Below are 15,992 nucleotides of genomic sequence, written 5' to 3'. Positions count from 1 at the left end.
ATTCCCAAGCAAGACGGGTGCTTTAGATTGGGCGGAATGAAAACGGATCAAGTGGTCATCGTGGGCGGCGGAGTCATCGGATTGTGCTCGGCCTACTATGCCCTGAAGCGGGGGTTTTCCGTGACCGTCATCGAACGCGAGGCGGCGGGCGGCGACAATTGTTCGATGGGAAACGCGGGAATGATCGTGCCCAGCCACTTCACACCCCTTGCCGCACCGGGAATGATTTCCAAGGGATTGCGGTGGATGTTCAATCCGGAAAGTCCGTTCTATGTGCGCCCGCGGGTGAATCCCGACCTGATGAAGTGGGGGTGGCTTTTCCATCAGAACTCCAACGCGCGCCATGTCGCGGCATCGCGCGAATTGCTGCGGGACCTGAATCTGGAAAGCCGCCGCTTGTTCGCCGAACTTTCCACAGAGGGGGATTTCGGCCTGAAACAACGCGGACTGCTGATGCTCTGCAAGACGCAGAAGGGGCTGGATGAGGAGGCGCAAGTCGCACGGGAGGCCCACGAAATCGGACTTCAGGCGGAGGTGCTCGATGCCGCCGCCACCGCGGAACTCGATCCTTCGATCACGATGGATGTCACGGGCGCCGTTTATTTTCCCCAGGATTGCCACCTGGAGCCGAAGAGGTTCATGGCGGAAATGCGCAGACGGGTGCTCAGTCTGGGCGGCGTGATCGAGAGCGGCGTTGGAATAGACAACATCGCGACATCCGGCGGGCGGGTATCCTCCGTTTCGGGAAATGGCAGGAGTTTCGAAGGAAAGCAGTTCGTTGTCGCCGGTGGTTCGTGGACGCCGGAATTGCTGAAACTGGCGGGTATCAAACTTCCCCTGCAGGCGGGGAAAGGATATTCCCTGACACTGCCCGAACCGCCCGAACTGCCGCAGCTCTGCTCCATCTTCGCGGAGGCCAAGGTCGCGATCACCCCGATGGGAAGCGGCCTGCGCTTCGGCGGGACCATGGAAGTCGGCGGGCTGGACCTGTCGGTCAATCCCTCGCGCGTGCGGGGAATCGTGAAATCCGTGAACGCCTATTTTCCGAAGTTCTCCGAGCTGGACTTCGCCGGGATAAAGCCGTGGGCGGGGCTGCGTCCCGTGTCGCCGGACGGCGTTCCCTATCTCGGGAAATCCGGCAGATTCCCCAATCTCACCATCGCATCCGGCCACGCGATGATGGGCCTCAGCCTCGGTCCCGTCAGCGGCAGGGTGGTGGCGGACCTGCTTGCCGGAGATCCGCCGTTCCGGCCCATCGACGGCATGTCCGCCGACCGGTTCAGTTAGATTCCATGCCGGCCCGGTCGCCGCAAGTCACGGCGTGATCTTCTTCCGGTAGGCCATCGGGCTGATGCCCACCGCCTGCTTGAACTGGCGGGAAAAAGCGGACTGGTCCGAGTAACCGCACGCAAGGGCGATCTGTGCGATGGCTTCATCCGTCCCGGCGAGCCTCTGGCAAGCGGCATCGATGCGGACCTTCACGAGATATTGTCCGGCGGTGACGTGGAAGAGCGCGCGGATGCGCTGGTCGAACTGGTAGACGGACAGCCCGGCCATTTCCGCGAGCACGGGCAGCCGCAAGGCTTCATCGTAGTGGCGGTGGATGTGGTCGACCACGCCGGACAGCGCGGCGAATTCCTCGTCCTGTTCCCCGGGTGAATGGAGGTCGCGTGAGATTCCACAGATGCCGGCGACCGCACCGTTTTTTCCGATCACGGGTTCCTTGTAGGTAAGACACCATCCGCTGCGCCCGCCGGGATAAAGGTGGAGTTCCAGATGGTCGCGGATCGGGTTTCCTCCGCGCAGGATTTCCCGGTCCTGCAGCACGAAGGCGTTTCCGAGCGGCGCGGGAAACAGCTTGTCCGCTGTCAGGCCGAGGGCGGCGTCCTTGTTCGCCAGGCCGCAGCGCGCGGCGAGAGTGTCGTTCACCGCCATGTAGCGGCCGGCGGAGTCCTTGACGAAAAACACGATGTCCGGCACTCCATCGAAGAGACGGTCCACCGGCAGCATCCCTTGAAGCGACTCGAAGAACGATTTACGAAGCGATGCGGATTGGCTCATGGTGGTTTCCTTCGGCACGCGTTTCCTATACGGAATCGGGAGCCTTCGCTAGCGCATTCGCCAAGACCCCCCTGTTATATATCATGAAAACCATGGCACACGTTTCTCTCCGAGTCATCGATTCCCACACCGAAGGCGAACCCACGCGGGTGGTCGTTTCGGGGGCGCCGGATCTCGGGACAGGTACCATGGCGGAGAAGTCCAGGCGCCTGCGCGAGGGCCACGACTGGCTCCGCAGCGCGGTGTGCAACGAACCCCGCGGCCACGACGCGATGGTAGGAGCCCTCATCTGCGAACCCGGCGAGCCGGACTGCGTGTGCGGAGTGATTTTCTTCAACAATCTCTCCACGCTCAACATGTGCATCCACGGCACCATCGGCCTCGCGGTGACACTCGCCCACATGGGGAAAATCGGTCCCGGTTCGCATCGCATCGACACACCGGTCGGGGTTGTGGTGGCGACGTTGAACGAGGATGGCTCGGTGGAGGTCGCGAATGTCCCGAGCTATCGCCATGCCGCGGATGTCCCGGTGGAGGTTCCGGGATACGGCACCATTCACGGAGACATCGCATGGGGAGGAAACTGGTTTTTCCTCATCGACCGGCAAGGGCCCGGGGTTCATTTCCATAACCTCGACGCGTTGATGGATTTCACGATCCAGGTCCGCCGCGAGCTCGAAAACCAGGGCATCACCGGCGGCAATGATATGGAAATCGATCACATCGAGGTATTCGGTCCGCCGTCCGACACCGCCCTGGCGGACAGCAGGAATTTCGTCCTCTGCCCGGGAAAAGCTTATGACCGCTCGCCCTGCGGCACCGGGACCAGCGCCAAGCTCGCCTGCCTCCATGCCGATGGAAAACTCGGGCCCGGTGGTGTCTGGCGGCAGGCCGGCATTCTCGACACCGTCTTCCGAGGCTCCATCGAAGAACTGCCCGACGGAAAAATCATTCCACGCGTCAGCGGACGGGCCTGGGTGAATGGCGAGAGCACCTATCATTTCCATCCGTCCGATCCATTCAGGAACGGCATACCCTCCAACATCCAACACATACCATCATGAGCATCACATGGAAGGGCGTCATGCCCGCGACACTCACCCAGTTCAACGCAGACCTCACCATCGACCACGGCCTCATGGCCGCGCATGGCAGGTGGCTGGTTGAAAACGGCTGCACCGCCATCGTCTGCCACGGATCGCTCGGTGAAGGCGCGACGCTGTCGTTTGATGAGAAAATCGCGCTGCAGAAAACCTATGTGGCGGCATTGCCGGACACGCCGATCATCCCCGGTGTCGCGGCGCTTTCCACCAGGGAAGCCGTGGACATCGCGAAAGCTGCCAAGGACAACGGCTGTCGGGGACTCATGGTCCTGCCTCCTTATCTCTATGCCTCCGACTGGCGGGAAATGAAAACCCACATGAAGGCCGTCATCGATGCGACGGACCTGCCCTGCATCATCTATAACAACCCCGTCGCCTACAAAACCGACTTCACCCCGGCCCACATCAAGGAACTCGCGGACGAGTGCGGGAACGTGGAGTCGGTGAAGGAATCCTCCACCGACGCCCGCCGCATCGCCGGCATCCGCGAGGTCTGCGGGGACCGCCTTGCGCTCGGAGTCGGCGTGGACGATTGCGCGCTCGAAGGTGCGGCCATGGGAGCGAAATTCTGGATCACCGGCGTCGGCGGGGCATTCCCCAAGCATAACGTGAAGTTCTGGGATCTCGCCACCAGCGGGAAAATCGAGGAGGCCATGCCGATCTATCACTGGATGCTGCCGATGCTCCGGATGGACACGGTGGTGAAATTCGTGCAGCTCATCAAACTCCAGCAGAACCTCGCGAGCGGCGGGAAACTCGGCAACAATCTGGTCCGTCCGCCACGCCTCGAACTTGCCGGAGCGGAGCTTGCGGAGGCCACCGCCATCATCGAGCTTGCCCTGGCGACCGCTCCTGAAATCTGAATGTGACAGGAGCATGCTGCTCCGGTCCGTTGCCGGGGTATCTTGCCCCGCGTTTTCCATTTCCAACCCACCATCCCATGACCACCTCACTTCTCGGCACCTCCTTCATCGGCTATTCCCGCTCGACCGGCAATGAACCGCATTGCAACGCGGTTCAGCTTGGCACCGGTGCAAAGCTGGAGCCGGTTTATCTTTCGGCCACGCCGGATGAGGTGGAGAAGGCCATGGCACTGGCTGCTGCGGCGTTTCCTATCTATTCCAATTTTTCGGGAAAGACGCGCGCCGGTTTCCTCCGCGCCATTGCTACGGAAATCGAAGGCGCGGTTGAGGACATCGTCGCCCGTGGCCAGCTCGAAACGGCCCTGCCGGAACCACGCCTGCGCGGGGAGACCGGACGGACCGTAGGCCAGCTCCGCATGTTCGCCACGCAGATCGAGGAAGGTTCATGGGTGGACGCCCGCATCGAGCGTGCGGAACCGGACCGCAAACCGGTTCCGAAAGTGGATCTCCGCTCGATGCTGCGTCCTCTCGGTCCCGTCGCGGTTTTTTGTGCGAGCAATTTCCCGCTGGCGTACTCCGTCGCGGGGGGGGACACCGCGTCGGCGCTTGCGGCGGGCTGTCCCGTGGTCGTCATCGCACACGAGGCGCACCCGGGAGTTGCGGAAATCGTCGCCGCTGCGGTGATCCGTGCTGCGAAACTGACGGACATGCCGGAGGGTGTGTTCTCCGTGCTCTACGGCGGTGGCCGCACCGTCGGCCAGGCCGTGGTGAAACATCCCGTGACGCAAGCGGTCGGCTTCACCGGTTCCAGAGCCGGTGGCACCGCGCTGATGGACATCGCCGCCAACCGTCCGCAACCCATCCCGGTCTATGCGGAAATGAGTTCGATCAATCCCATCGTCATCCTGCCCGGCGCGCTTGAACGGGGCGAGGAGGCGCTGGCGGAATCGTTCTTCGGATCGCTGACTTTGGGAGTCGGCCAATTCTGCACGAACCCGGGCCTCGTCTTTCTGCCCACAGGCGAAGGCCGGACGTTTTTGGCAAAACTCAAGTCGCTCATCGAAGCCAGCGGCCCGGGGATGATGCTCCACGCTGGTATCTCAAAATCCTACGCCGGGTCCAAATCCGCCGTCGCCGCCGCGCCCGGAGTGGAAACACTGGCGGCATCCCGAAGCACCGTGGCGGATGGACAAGGGGCTTCCGCGGTTTTCACCGTCGCCATCGCGGATTTCCTGAAAAACGAATCCCTCCAAAAGGAAATGTTCGGTCCCGCCACGTTGATCGTCCGGGGAACGGTGGAGGAAATCGAAGCCGCGATTCCGAAACTCGAAGGCCAGCTCACCGCCAGTCTCCACGCGACCGACGATGAACTCGCCAACCACGGTCCGCTCGTCCAGGCGCTGCAACGGCGCGCGGGCCGGCTCATTTTCAATGGCTACCCGACAGGGGTGGAAGTCTGCCACAGCATCGTCCACGGCGGACCGTTTCCCGCGACTTCGGATGGACGTAGTACTTCCGTCGGCACCATGGCCATCTATCGCTTCTGCCGCCCCGTGGCATGGCAGAGCTTCCCGGATGCCGCGCTTCCGCCGGAGCTCCAGGAGGCGAATCCCCTCGGGATCAAAAGGATGGAGTGATTTCCATCTCGACAGGCGCGTTTGGATTGTTAGGGTCGCCGGTCATGAGGATCTCAATAGCTTTGCTGGTGACGTTCGTTGGCTGGGTGGGAGTGACGAAATTCTCAGACTTTCTCCCGCCGCCTCCCGACGAGCAGACCTGGATGCTGGTCACCGTGACTCTCGCAATGGCCTTCTTGGTCAGCCTGACAGCGGTCTTCGCACGCGCCGGGAAAATCCTGCTGCAAAAAGATCAACTGGTGGTGAGCACGCCGCTGGGATCCGCCTCGATTCCCTATTCCCAGATCGAAACGATCCGCCGCTGCCGCCGTAGCGGCAGGCAGCAACACCTGCAGATCATTTTCAAATCCGACGAAGATCGGAAAATCCTGAAAATCCGTCCGAGCCAGGTTTCCGATTTCGCGGCACAGCTCCGTAGGAAATGCCCGCATTTGTCGTCATCCTCGGACCAGACCCTCATCAGGCAGAGCGGGCAGGAAAAACTCCTGCATTCGCTGTGATCCTCCCATCAGGCCGGATGGTCTGATGGATCGATGGTGCCGGAGGATCGCGCGCCCTGGTTCACCCTTTCACCTGTCCGTTGCCCCGCACGCGGTATTGGTAGCTCGTCAGCTCGCGCAACCCCATCGGACCGCGGGCGTGGAGCTTGTCGGTGGAAATGCCGATCTCCGCGCCGAAGCCGAACTCTCCGCCGTCGGCGAAGCGGGTGGAGCAGTTGTGGAACACGCAGGCGGAATCGACCGAACCGAGGAATTGCTCCGCAGCCACCTCGTCCCGGGTGACGATGACATCGGTGTGGTGGGAGCCGTGCTCGTTGATGTGGGCGACGGCTTCTTCCAATGAATCGACGATTTTCACCGCGATGATGAGTTCGAGAAATTCCGTGTCCCAGTCTTCCGCCGTGGCGGGTTTGGCATCCGGCAGGATTTCCAGCACATTCGCACATCCTCGGATTTCCACATTCTTCTCCCGCAGCGCGGTGGCAACCTTTGGCAGGAAACCGGTGGCGATGTCGCGGTGGACGAGCAGGATCTCCAGCGCGTTGCAGACACCGGGTTTCTGGGTCTTCGAATTCACCGCGAGCGTGGAGGCCATTTCGAGGTCGGCATCCTTGTCCGCGAAAAGATGGCAGATGCCGTCGTAGTGCTTGATGACGGGCATGCGGGCGAGCGAAACGACGGTCTCGATGAGCCCCTTGCCCCCACGCGGAATGATGAGATCCAGCCACTTGTCCATGCCCGCGAGGACCGCGACACTCTCGCGGTCCGTGAACGGGATGAGCTGGATGGCATGCTCCGGCGCGCCCGCTTCCGCCAGTGCGGAGGCGATGGCGACGTTCGAGTGGATCGCCTCGCTGCCGCCACGGAGGATGGTGGCGTTTCCAGTTTTGAAGCACAGCACGGCGGCGTCCGCAGTGACGTTCGGACGGCTCTCGTAAATGATGCCGATGGTGCCGATGGGCACGCGGGTCTGAGAGATGCGGATACCGTTCGGACGGTCCCAAGCATCCATGATCTCGCCCACGGGGTCGGGCAATGTCGCGACCTGGTCGATTCCGGCGGCCATTGCCTCGATGCGCTTTTCATCAAGCTTCAGCCGGTCGAGCATCGCGTTGGAAAGCCCCTTGGCCTCGCCTGCCGCGAGATCGAGCACGTTCGCCGCGAGCAGTTCCGGCGTCCTGCGGCGGATGGCGGCGGCCATGGCGCGGAGGATGTCGTTCTTCTCGTCGCTCGTGAGCTGGGCGAGCTTGTAGGCGGCCGCCCGTGCTTGGCGACCCATTTGGTGGATGGTTTCCTGGATGGACATGTCAGTTCAAAATTCGCGCCTCAACAGATCCCGAACGCGCCGGGGATTTCTAGCACCATGAATGATCGCAATGACAACGATCTTCTCATCAAAGATCTGGAAATATACCGCGTAGGGGAATTTCCTCATCAAAGCCTTTCGGAAAACGGCGTGACTGGTAGGAAATGAAAATGGCCGCATCCGTATGTTTTCCAAGAGATGCAGCAATTGCCTGTCAAAATAGCGACCTGCTCCTTGCTCCTGCCTCTCATACCATTCGTAGGCTGCGTCGGAATCTGAATCAGCACCGACGGTCAGTTCGATGGCTTTAAGCACCACGACTCAAGAGTTTGGCTTTCACCGTTTCCCAAGGAATCGCCGTGGAGGGATCCGCGTGATAGGCTTCCAACCGGCGCTCGAGTTCGGCCAGCAACTCCGGTGGTTCCTGATAATCGCTTTCTTCTTCTTCAATTGTGATCTGAAGCTCCTGAACGATCTGTTTTCTTTCCTCGATCGGCAGTTTCTTGAGTTCATCGAGTGCGATCATGGAGGAATTCTACATCAACCGGACACCCTCTCAAGAAGCAATTCCCGCGTGGAATCTCGTGGAAATCCCGTTGCCCGCGACGATTCCGGCGAGTCGTTCCGGGTGGCGGCCGTGGGCGATGTGGGTCTCGATGCCCGCGTCCACTGCAAATTTCACGGCGGCGAGCTTGGAAGCCATGCCGCCCATGGAGAAGCGGCCCTTGTCCTCGCGGACGTGGCGGAAAACGTTGTCGATATCCTCGACTTCCGGGATGAGTTCGTTGGTGGCGGGGTCCAGCAGGCCGTCCACGCTGGTGAGCAGGATGATGCGTTTCGCCCCGGCGAGCTTCGCCACCCGGACGGAGAGCATGTCATTGTCGCCGAATTTCAGCTCCTCGACCGCCACGGAATCGTTCTCGTTGATGATCGGCAGGATGTTCGGCTCCATCAGCAGTCGGCGGAAGGTGTCGCTCACGTAGCCCGCACGCTCGGGCGTGCCGAGGTCGGCGGCGGTGAGCAGCACCTGGGCGATGGTGATGTCGAAATTCGAGAAAAGGCTGCTGTAGGTCTGCATGAGCCGTGCCTGGCCGATGGCCGCGCAGGCCTGGCGGGTCGCTGTTTCCTTGGGGTATTCCGTGAGACCGAGAGCGGAAACTCCCGAACCGACCGCGCCGGACGAGACGAAAAGGCAGCGCTCCCCGGCATGCATCAGCCCGGAAATGGCGGAAACGAGATGCACAAGGGCGGCCTTGTCCAGCGTGCCATCGCTGGATTTCGTAAGAACACCGGTGCCTGCTTTGATCAGTGTGAGATCGGAACTCATGGGAAATGCGTCGTGAAGCGGGCGACGGAATAGCCGCTTCCCGCCACAGATGCCAGCGCGGGCTTTGGAAAATGTCATGCGGTAGAATCGGGAAGATCGCGAATCCACCTGCCGTATGGACCTTGCCTCATCGCTGGCAAGCAGTCGCGGAGGCTTTTTTCACATGAATTTCCTCTTCCGACTGGTTGCCTTCGCCACGTTGTCCGCCGCGCTCCATGCGCAGGACGCCGGGCTTTCATCCGGGCAAGCATCGCTGCAACTCAGACAGGATCCTGAAAACCGCAGCTACGCCCTGACTTTTACGATCGGCGGGAAAGTCCTGAACACCTACGCACCGGACAAACCTCTCTCGCTGGATGTGAATGGAGAGCGGCTGGATGGCGGATACGCGAAAGTTTCCCAGGAAAAAAATGACACACTGGTCTGCCAGGGAGTCATCACCACACCGCACGGAACCCGGTTTCTTTTCACCGACCGCTATCTGGTGGAACAGCCCGGTGCGTTCGAGCTCCGGCGGAGCATCGTCATTCAGAACGCAAACCGGGCGGACCAGTTCTTCAATTCCCTCTTCGGCATCCAGGTCACGGAAAATGGTCCGCTTGAAGACAGCGAGTTTTTCGTGCCCGGTGTCTGGTATCGCACGAATTTCAAAACCCGGATGGCCGGCGCCTTGGCGAAGAATCCGGCCGATCACCATTTCCTCTTCCGCGAGGACCGCCTGCCGCTTCCGCTGGTCACCATGCGGGATCCCGGCAATGGCGACACCGTTTCTTTGATCCACGCGGCGGCGGAACCAGCGACCTTCACCGGAGACCGCGGTGGGGAGCGCGTCGTGGACGAGCGCATGCAATTCGGCTCCATCGGAGTGCGGCATCTGGACGGCACAACGCTCGCCTTCATGTTTCCCGGTTCGGAAGGTGAGAAAAACCACGTCGTCCGCCGGGCGTCGGATGGTTGGGCGCTGCGGAGCCATCCGGTGAAGGAGGGCGTCCAACATCACTACAAGCTCGTCATCCGTTTTTCAAAAACCGCGAGCTATCCCGACGCCGTCGAGACCACTTGGAAACACGCGTTCCAGCTCTATCAGCCGAAACCCCGTCCCGTGGATGTGAAAGCCGCGTTCACCGGATTGATCGACACGCTTGATCACTACTCGGTGGGCAAAGGCTACGATGCGCCGGGCTTTCCCTTCTCGGTCTATCTCCCGGGCGGTGATGTCCGGGTCTATAATTACCAGATGGGCTTCGTTGGCAGGCAGTTGCCGAACGCGTATTTCCTCATCCACCAGGGCATCGCGGAAAAACGCGCGGACCTGCGGCGGAAAGGCGTGGAAATCGTGGACTTCTGGGCGGAAAACTGCCTGCTCCCCTCCGGCCTGCCGCGCACCTGGTATGATCCCGCCACCGCGGAAGGTACCACAGGCTCATGGCGGAAAAACGACAACCCCAAAGGCGGCACCGCCATGCGCGTCGCCACCACCGGCATGGAAGGCATGCTCTCCGCGTGGCGGCTGATGGAACGCCATGGCACCGGACAACCCGGTTGGCTCGCCGCTTGCGGGAAATTCGGCGACTGGCTGGTCGCCAATCAAAACGACGACGGCAGCTACCATCTCGCCTACAGCCACGAGCTGACAGACGGAAAACACCTGCCCACCGAACCCGGCAAATCCACCACCACCAATCCCATCCGCTTCCTCGTCATGCTTCATCAAGCGACCGGTGACGCCCGCTACCGGGACGCCGCAATCCGGGCGGGAAAGTTCGCTCTGACCAACATCCACCAGCCCTACCACTACGTCGGCAGTGTGGTTGACAACCCGAACGTCATCGACCGCGAATCGGGCCAGGAGGCGATCTATGCCTTTCTCGCCCTGTATGATCTGACACAGGAAAAGTCCTGGCTGGACGCCGCCGTCCAAGCCGCCCGCTACACGGAGACATGGATGTATGCCTACGAGATCCCTGCGGAAACCGGCGCCGCCGCCACGGACTTCCCACAAGACCGCAGCATCGTCGGCCAGACGCTCATCGCCACCGGCCAATCCGCGGCCGATCTGGGCCTCGCGTTTTCCTCATTCGATTACTACCGGCTCCACTTGTTCACCGGTGATCCGCATTTCTTGGAAATCGCCAAACTGCTCGTCCACAACACCAAACAGTCCCTGAACTGGGACGGCTCCCTCTATCCCGGCAAACCAAAAGGCCTCCAGCTCGAAGCCTTCACCGTCACCATCCCGCGGCGCAAGGGCGTGATGGAATGCTTGAGTTGGAATTATGCCGCGCACCTCGACCCGCTGGTGAGATTTCAGGATGCGTTCGGGTCGATGGATATTGAGGCAATTGAAAAGCTGCCCATGTGGAAAAGGCGGGAGATCAATCAAAGTATTCTGAGAAACACACATCCGTTCTAGTGGTGTTACCGGCCCGGTGGATTACAAATAGGTTGGTTTTTCTGTTAGTGGCAGTCTTAGAATTCCGGCACATGAAAAAATTGATTCCTGTCGCATTGATGGCGCTTGTTCTGGCCAGTTGCCAGACCTCGATCCCCACAAATCTCACCGGTGTTCGCACGGTAGGTATTGCCAACGGCATGGGTGGCAAGCTCACGCGTAACAAGGTCGGGACGACTGTTTTCAACAACGCCTACGAATCAACGGAAGTTCCATCCATTACTTCCAAGGTTTCGGAAACCGCGGCACGCAACCTGAAATCCAGATTTTCGACAGTGAAAATACTTCCTGTCCAAGCCACCGCAGCGAAGCAGGGATTTCTGGCGACCAATCAGAATATCAATGAAGAGGCGTTCAAAGTGGCGGCGATCAATGCCGCAAAGCAGCAGAATCTGGATGCGGTTTGGGTTTTATATCCGAGAAAGTACGCCCCTTACCAGTCTCGTGGAGCGGCATTGTCGGGATACGAACACCGGCAGGACGGAATGCTTGGCTTTTCCAATGAGTCCGCCGCCTGCATCGCATACTCGGAGTTGCTCAATGTGGAGACCGGCCAGGTCATCGCAGCACCCTCCACCAGCTTCAATATGGCACCCACATTGCTGATCAGCAGCAGAGGTCTTCCTAGCAGGAAGTGGCAAAAACGCTTGTCCGATTATGATGCCGCCAGCCGCGCCGACATTATCAACGCCGCGACGGAGGCTGGCAGGGATCGGGTTGTATTTCTTCTGAACGCTTCGAACATCACCACTTCGGCGGCTCGCTGAGTTTGCTCCCTCAATCCCGCCTCTAGGAAAAGGCGGGATCGACCTCACGAAGGTGGTGGAGGATTAGATCAATCCTCCTCGTCCTTCACACCCTTCACGCGGACTTTTCCGCGCAGTTTCGCTTCGATGAAGGCGTCGATGTCGCCGTCCATGGTGGCCTGGATGTTGTTGGTTTCCTCACCGGTGCGGAGGTCGAGGACCTTCTGGTAGGGTTGGAAAACGTAGGAACGGATCTGGTTGCCCCATGAGACGTCGCCCTTCTCACCGTAGGCGCGGTCGGCCTCGGCCTTCTGCTTGTCTTCCTCGATGGTGTAGAGCTTGGCCTTGAGGATTTCGAAAGCGAGTTCGCGGTTCGCACCCTGGGTCCGGGCCGCGGTCGAGCGGATGAGGATGCCGGTGGGAAGGTGGCGCAGGATGACGGCGGTCTCCACCTTGTTGACGTTCTGACCGCCTTTGCCGCCGGAACGGGTGGTGGTGATCTCGATGTCCTTCTCGTTGATCTCGATCTTGATCTCCTTGGAAATCTCCGGGGTCGCATCAATGGAAGCGAAGGACGTGTGGCGTTTCGCGTTCGAGTCGAAGGGGGAGATCCGGACGAGGCGGTGGACGCCGCGTTCGTTTTTCAGGAAACCATAGGCGTGGTCGCCGGTGATCTTGAGCGTGGCGGTGCGCAGGCCGGCTTCATCACCATCCTGCCAGTCCAGCGTTTCCACGGTGTAGCCTTTCTGCTCGGCCCAGCGGGTGTACATGCGGTGGAGCATCTGTGCCCAGTCGCACGCTTCCGTGCCGCCGGCACCGGCGGAAATCACGAGGAAGCAGGGAGAAATGTCGCTCGGTTGGTCGAGCAGCGTGAGGAGTTCGTAGGCACGGATGTCGCTTTCCAGGCCGTTCGCGTTGGCGATGGCCTCGCGGGCGAGGTCCGCGTCGTCGTATTCCTTCGCGAGGGCCACGCCTTCGTCGATGTCTTCGACACGGGCTTCCAGTTTCAGGAAGCTTTCGAGCTTTTTCTTCAGGCCCGCCGCCTTGGAGCTGATGGTTTTCGCCTTGTCCGCGTCATTCCAGAACTCGGGCGCGCCCATCGCCTCCTCGAGTGTGTTGATTTCGTTTTCGAGGGTGGGGACGTCAAAGATACCTCCTGAGTTTCGACAGGCGGCTTTTCAAGCCAGCCGTGTCGAGCGCCAGGAGGTCAGCGGTAGGAAGTGAGGACATTGCGGGCGGAGGAAACGGCATGTCGGAGGATGAAGCAAGGCGGAACGTGCGGAGGCGATCCCGATGCCTGGCGTTGGTTCCTCAAGAAAATCTGCCTTTGGGCAATTATTTTTCCAAAATGTAATGTTGACCTGACATTGAAATATGTCAGGTTTGCCTTGCATTTGGTAATTCAAACCTTCCAAAAAATATGAGTACCACAGTCGATCAGAAATACAAAATCCGCACCGCCCTCTTCATGGGCGGGTATGTGCTGGTGAATGTCGCGGCGATTTTCGGCGCGTTCGATGATATGAAACCGCCGGGGACCTGGGCTTTCGCGCTGGTGGTCGCCGCTCCGGTGGCGGGGCATCTCTGGGCCTTGCTCAGGTGGATGCAGGACAGCGATGAGTTCGTCCGCGCCATCTCCGCCAAGCGTTTCATCGCGGCCACCGGAATCACCATGGCGCTTGTATCCGCGTGGGGTTTCATGGAGGTCTACGCCAAGGCTCCGCATTTCCCGCTGGTGATGGTCCTGCCCGGGTTCTGGGCAGTCTGGGGATTCACCGCACCCTTTATCCGCACCACCCACTGATGAAAAACCGTCTGAAAGTCCTCCGGGCCGAACGGAACTGGACACAGGAAGAACTCGGCAAGCGCGTGGGGGTGTCCCGGCAGGCTATCAACGCGCTGGAAACGGAAAAGCATGACCCCTCGCTGGATCTCGCCTACCGGATTTCCAAGGAATTCGGCACGCCGGTGGAGACGATTTTCACCAATCCCTACCAGCCGTCATGAAAATCGCGGGGAAATTTGGGTTGGTGTCGTTCGCTTAGTCCGCTAGAGTTCCGCCCCCGAAGGGAAATTATGGCGATACAAGGTGAAGAACTGGCTCTGGCTTGCGCGAAGGCGGCGGACGACATCAAGGCGGAAAACATCCGCGTATGGGACATGCGCGGGGTTTCCAACCTCACGGATTACATGGTCGTCTGCTCCGGCAGTTCCATGCCACAGCTGCGCGCCATCCTGCGGGATGTGGCGGGCCAGGTGGAGGAGGTCCACGGTGTGAAGCCGACGCTGACCGAGGGCAAGGCCGACACACGCTGGGTCGTGCTCGATTACATCGATGTCATGGTCCACGTGATGGACAACGAACTCCGCGAATACTACGGCCTCGAAGACCTTTGGAAGGATGCCAAGGAAGTTGCCTGGCAGCCCGCTGGCGAAAATTGAATTTTTCCTGTGGGGACGCCCGGCGGAACATTTTTCGGAATAGGACTCCGCTTGGAAACTCCCATGCCTGCCGATGAGTGAATTCGCCGAGTTAGTCGATACCCATTACCAAGCGTTGTTCCGCTTCGGGATGTCGCTGACGCGTGACGTGGACCGTGCGTCGGATCTGGTGCAGGAAACCTTCTGTATCTGGGCGGCGAAGGGCGACCAGCTCCGTGACCGCTCGAAGGCGAAGACGTGGCTCTTCACCACGCTGCACCGGGAGTTCCTCACCCAGCTCCGCCGCTCCGCGAAATATGCGGACGAACCGTTGGACGAATCCGCCGCCGAGGCCATCCCCGCACCCGAGGGCGATGCCGAACGACAGATGGACGGCCAGCGCGCCCTGGAGCTCCTGGGGTCGCTGGATGAAACCTACCGGGCGCCGCTCGCCCTCTTTTATCTTCAACAACACAGCTACAAGGAAATTGCTGAAATCCTGGATGTTCCGATCGGTACCGTCATGTCGCGGCTGTCACGCGGGAAGGAAATGCTCCGTCAGAAAATGACCACCGAGCCCTCCAGCGCGCCGAAAAACATCCTTCACCTCGAACCCGGAGGGATCCAGCACCGCCATGGATAAGGAGCAGGCACGTTTCATTCTCCGCAGCTTCCGCCCTGACGGCGCGGATGTGAACGACGCGGATTTCAGCGAGGCTCTCACCCTCGCGATGGAAAACCGCGAACTCGGCGAGTGGCTGGCGGAAGAGCGGGCCTTCGACTCCGCGTTTTCAACCGCCCTCGGTTCGGTGGACCTGCCGGAAAACCTGCGTGAGGACATCATGGCCTGTCTCGCCGGAGAGCGTGCGGATTTTCCACAGGCCGGGGAAAGCGACATGGCATGGATCGGTGCGCTCGCCTCCATCCAGCCGCCTGCCAAGCTGCGGGATGAACTGCTCGCAGCCATGGACCGCACCGCGGCCGGAACCATCGTGCGGCCGCAAATCTCCATCTTCCGCCGTCTCGCCGTGCCGCTTGCCGCGGCGGCGGGCATCGCGCTGGCATTTTTCGTCACGCACAATGGAGGCCCGGCGCATGTCGCGAAAGCGGTGCCCATCGAGGTCGTGCAGGCGGGATTTGTCCGCTCGTTCGAGTCGCCGAACTTCAATCTGGAGGAGAAGCAGGACAACAAACAAGTCCTCATCCGCCACCTGCAGGAGCGGAAGCTGCCCTGCCCCGGCTGCCTGCCACCCGGCTTGGAAAAACTCAAGGCCCTCGGCTGCCGTGAACTGGAAATCGATGGGAAAAGGGGATCCCTGCTTTGTTTCAAAGTCGGTGAAAAAGGCGTGGTCCACGTCGTGGTCTTCCGTCACGAGGACGTGAGCGGTGATTTTCCGCCGATGGAGAATCCGGAATTCGTCCGCGTGGGAGGCTGGTCATCGGCACGCTGGGAAAATGCCGGGAAGGTTTTCCTCATGATGAGCGACACCTGCGGCGAAGAGCTGCCGGATCTGTTCTGAGGTGGGACAGCTTTTTTCGCTGTCCCACCGGGGCTGTGAACGTCGCGCCTCCACTG

At 60.5% G+C, this 15,992-nt stretch carries 18 protein-coding genes; 12 read left to right on the top strand and 6 right to left on the bottom strand.

The window, feature by feature from the left end; genetic code table 11:
* Positions 1-36: 36 nt before the first annotated feature.
* Positions 37-1,287, top strand: a complete 1,251-nt coding sequence (locus JIN84_RS03730; protein WP_200349661.1) for an NAD(P)/FAD-dependent oxidoreductase — start codon at positions 37-39, stop codon at positions 1,285-1,287.
* A gap of 27 nt (positions 1,288-1,314) precedes the next feature.
* On the opposite strand, the gene JIN84_RS03725 is transcribed toward JIN84_RS03730, so the two are convergent.
* Positions 1,315-2,061 (bottom strand): AraC family transcriptional regulator, encoded by a 747-nt coding sequence (locus JIN84_RS03725; protein WP_200349660.1) that lies wholly within the window; start codon positions 2,059-2,061, stop codon positions 1,315-1,317.
* Positions 2,062-2,153: 92 nt separating this feature from the next.
* On the opposite strand from JIN84_RS03725, the gene JIN84_RS03720 reads away from it, so the two are divergent.
* The 4 genes from JIN84_RS03720 (at position 2,154) to JIN84_RS03705 (ending at position 6,164) form a co-directional block, all read left to right on the top strand.
* On the top strand, positions 2,154-3,125 hold the full coding sequence (locus JIN84_RS03720; RefSeq protein WP_345715832.1) for a proline racemase family protein: 972 nt from the start codon (positions 2,154-2,156) through the stop codon (positions 3,123-3,125).
* Positions 3,122-4,027 (top strand): dihydrodipicolinate synthase family protein, encoded by a 906-nt coding sequence (locus JIN84_RS03715; RefSeq protein WP_200349659.1) that lies wholly within the window; start codon positions 3,122-3,124, stop codon positions 4,025-4,027. The genes JIN84_RS03720 and JIN84_RS03715 overlap by 4 nt, the downstream gene beginning before the upstream one ends.
* Before the next feature lie 77 nt (positions 4,028-4,104).
* On the top strand, positions 4,105-5,664 hold the full coding sequence (locus JIN84_RS03710; protein ID WP_200349658.1) for an aldehyde dehydrogenase (NADP(+)): 1,560 nt from the start codon (positions 4,105-4,107) through the stop codon (positions 5,662-5,664).
* A 44-nt stretch (positions 5,665-5,708) separates the two neighbouring features.
* Positions 5,709-6,164, top strand: coding sequence for a hypothetical protein (locus JIN84_RS03705; RefSeq protein ID WP_200349657.1), 456 nt, complete (start codon positions 5,709-5,711; stop codon positions 6,162-6,164).
* Positions 6,165-6,225: 61 nt separating this feature from the next.
* On the opposite strand, the gene JIN84_RS03700 is transcribed toward JIN84_RS03705, so the two are convergent.
* The 4 genes from JIN84_RS03700 to proB are packed head-to-tail and all read right to left on the bottom strand — an operon-like array spanning position 6,226 to position 8,797.
* Positions 6,226-7,470: a glutamate-5-semialdehyde dehydrogenase gene (locus JIN84_RS03700; protein WP_200349656.1), complete on the bottom strand. Its 1,245-nt coding sequence runs from the start codon at positions 7,468-7,470 to the stop codon at positions 6,226-6,228.
* A gap of 6 nt (positions 7,471-7,476) precedes the next feature.
* On the bottom strand, positions 7,477-7,785 hold the full coding sequence (locus tag JIN84_RS03695; protein ID WP_200349655.1) for a type II toxin-antitoxin system RelE/ParE family toxin: 309 nt from the start codon (positions 7,783-7,785) through the stop codon (positions 7,477-7,479).
* On the bottom strand, positions 7,778-7,996 hold the full coding sequence (locus JIN84_RS03690) for an addiction module protein (protein ID WP_200349654.1): 219 nt from the start codon (positions 7,994-7,996) through the stop codon (positions 7,778-7,780). Before JIN84_RS03690 ends, JIN84_RS03695 begins: the two co-directional genes overlap by 8 nt.
* Before the next feature lie 30 nt (positions 7,997-8,026).
* Entirely contained in the window at positions 8,027-8,797 is a 771-nt protein-coding gene (gene proB, locus JIN84_RS03685; RefSeq protein ID WP_200349653.1) for a glutamate 5-kinase, read from the bottom strand.
* Positions 8,798-8,960: 163 nt separating this feature from the next.
* Here proB and JIN84_RS03680 point away from each other — a divergent pair, with 163 nt between their 5' ends.
* Positions 8,961-11,210 (top strand): hypothetical protein, encoded by a 2,250-nt coding sequence (locus tag JIN84_RS03680; RefSeq protein ID WP_200349652.1) that lies wholly within the window; start codon positions 8,961-8,963, stop codon positions 11,208-11,210.
* Positions 11,211-11,281: 71 nt separating this feature from the next.
* Positions 11,282-12,016, top strand: a complete 735-nt coding sequence (locus JIN84_RS03675) for a hypothetical protein (protein ID WP_200349651.1) — start codon at positions 11,282-11,284, stop codon at positions 12,014-12,016.
* Positions 12,017-12,084: 68 nt separating this feature from the next.
* On the opposite strand, the gene prfB is transcribed toward JIN84_RS03675, so the two are convergent.
* Positions 12,085-13,225, bottom strand: a protein-coding gene (gene prfB, locus JIN84_RS03670) for a peptide chain release factor 2 (protein WP_200349650.1) whose coding sequence is annotated in 2 segments (ribosomal slippage) — positions 12,085-13,146 and positions 13,148-13,225 — 1,140 coding nt in all. Because the reading frame shifts where the segments join, the coding sequence is not laid out codon by codon here.
* 190 nt (positions 13,226-13,415) lie between these two features.
* On the opposite strand from prfB, the gene JIN84_RS03665 reads away from it, so the two are divergent.
* The 5 genes from JIN84_RS03665 (at position 13,416) to JIN84_RS03645 (ending at position 15,936) form a co-directional block, all read left to right on the top strand.
* A complete protein-coding gene (locus JIN84_RS03665) occupies positions 13,416-13,799 on the top strand; it encodes a hypothetical protein (RefSeq protein ID WP_200349649.1) in 384 nt (127 codons plus the stop codon).
* A complete protein-coding gene (locus tag JIN84_RS03660; RefSeq protein ID WP_234043168.1) occupies positions 13,799-14,002 on the top strand; it encodes a helix-turn-helix transcriptional regulator in 204 nt (67 codons plus the stop codon). Before JIN84_RS03665 ends, JIN84_RS03660 begins: the two co-directional genes overlap by 1 nt.
* A 69-nt stretch (positions 14,003-14,071) precedes the next feature.
* Positions 14,072-14,437 (top strand): ribosome silencing factor, encoded by a 366-nt coding sequence (gene rsfS / locus JIN84_RS03655; protein WP_234043166.1) that lies wholly within the window; start codon positions 14,072-14,074, stop codon positions 14,435-14,437.
* A 73-nt stretch (positions 14,438-14,510) separates the two neighbouring features.
* The gene (locus tag JIN84_RS03650; RefSeq protein WP_200349648.1) at positions 14,511-15,059 is read left to right on the top strand and encodes an RNA polymerase sigma factor; all 549 of its coding nucleotides are present in this window, start codon (positions 14,511-14,513) and stop codon (positions 15,057-15,059) included.
* Entirely contained in the window at positions 15,052-15,936 is an 885-nt protein-coding gene (locus JIN84_RS03645; protein ID WP_200349647.1) for a hypothetical protein, read from the top strand. The genes JIN84_RS03650 and JIN84_RS03645 overlap by 8 nt, the downstream gene beginning before the upstream one ends.
* Positions 15,937-15,992 lie beyond the last annotated feature (56 nt).

It is taken from the genome of Luteolibacter yonseiensis (assembly GCF_016595465.1).
GTDB lineage: Bacteria > Verrucomicrobiota > Verrucomicrobiia > Verrucomicrobiales > Akkermansiaceae > Luteolibacter > Luteolibacter yonseiensis.
This window is presented reverse-complemented; position numbering and strand designations above follow the sequence as displayed.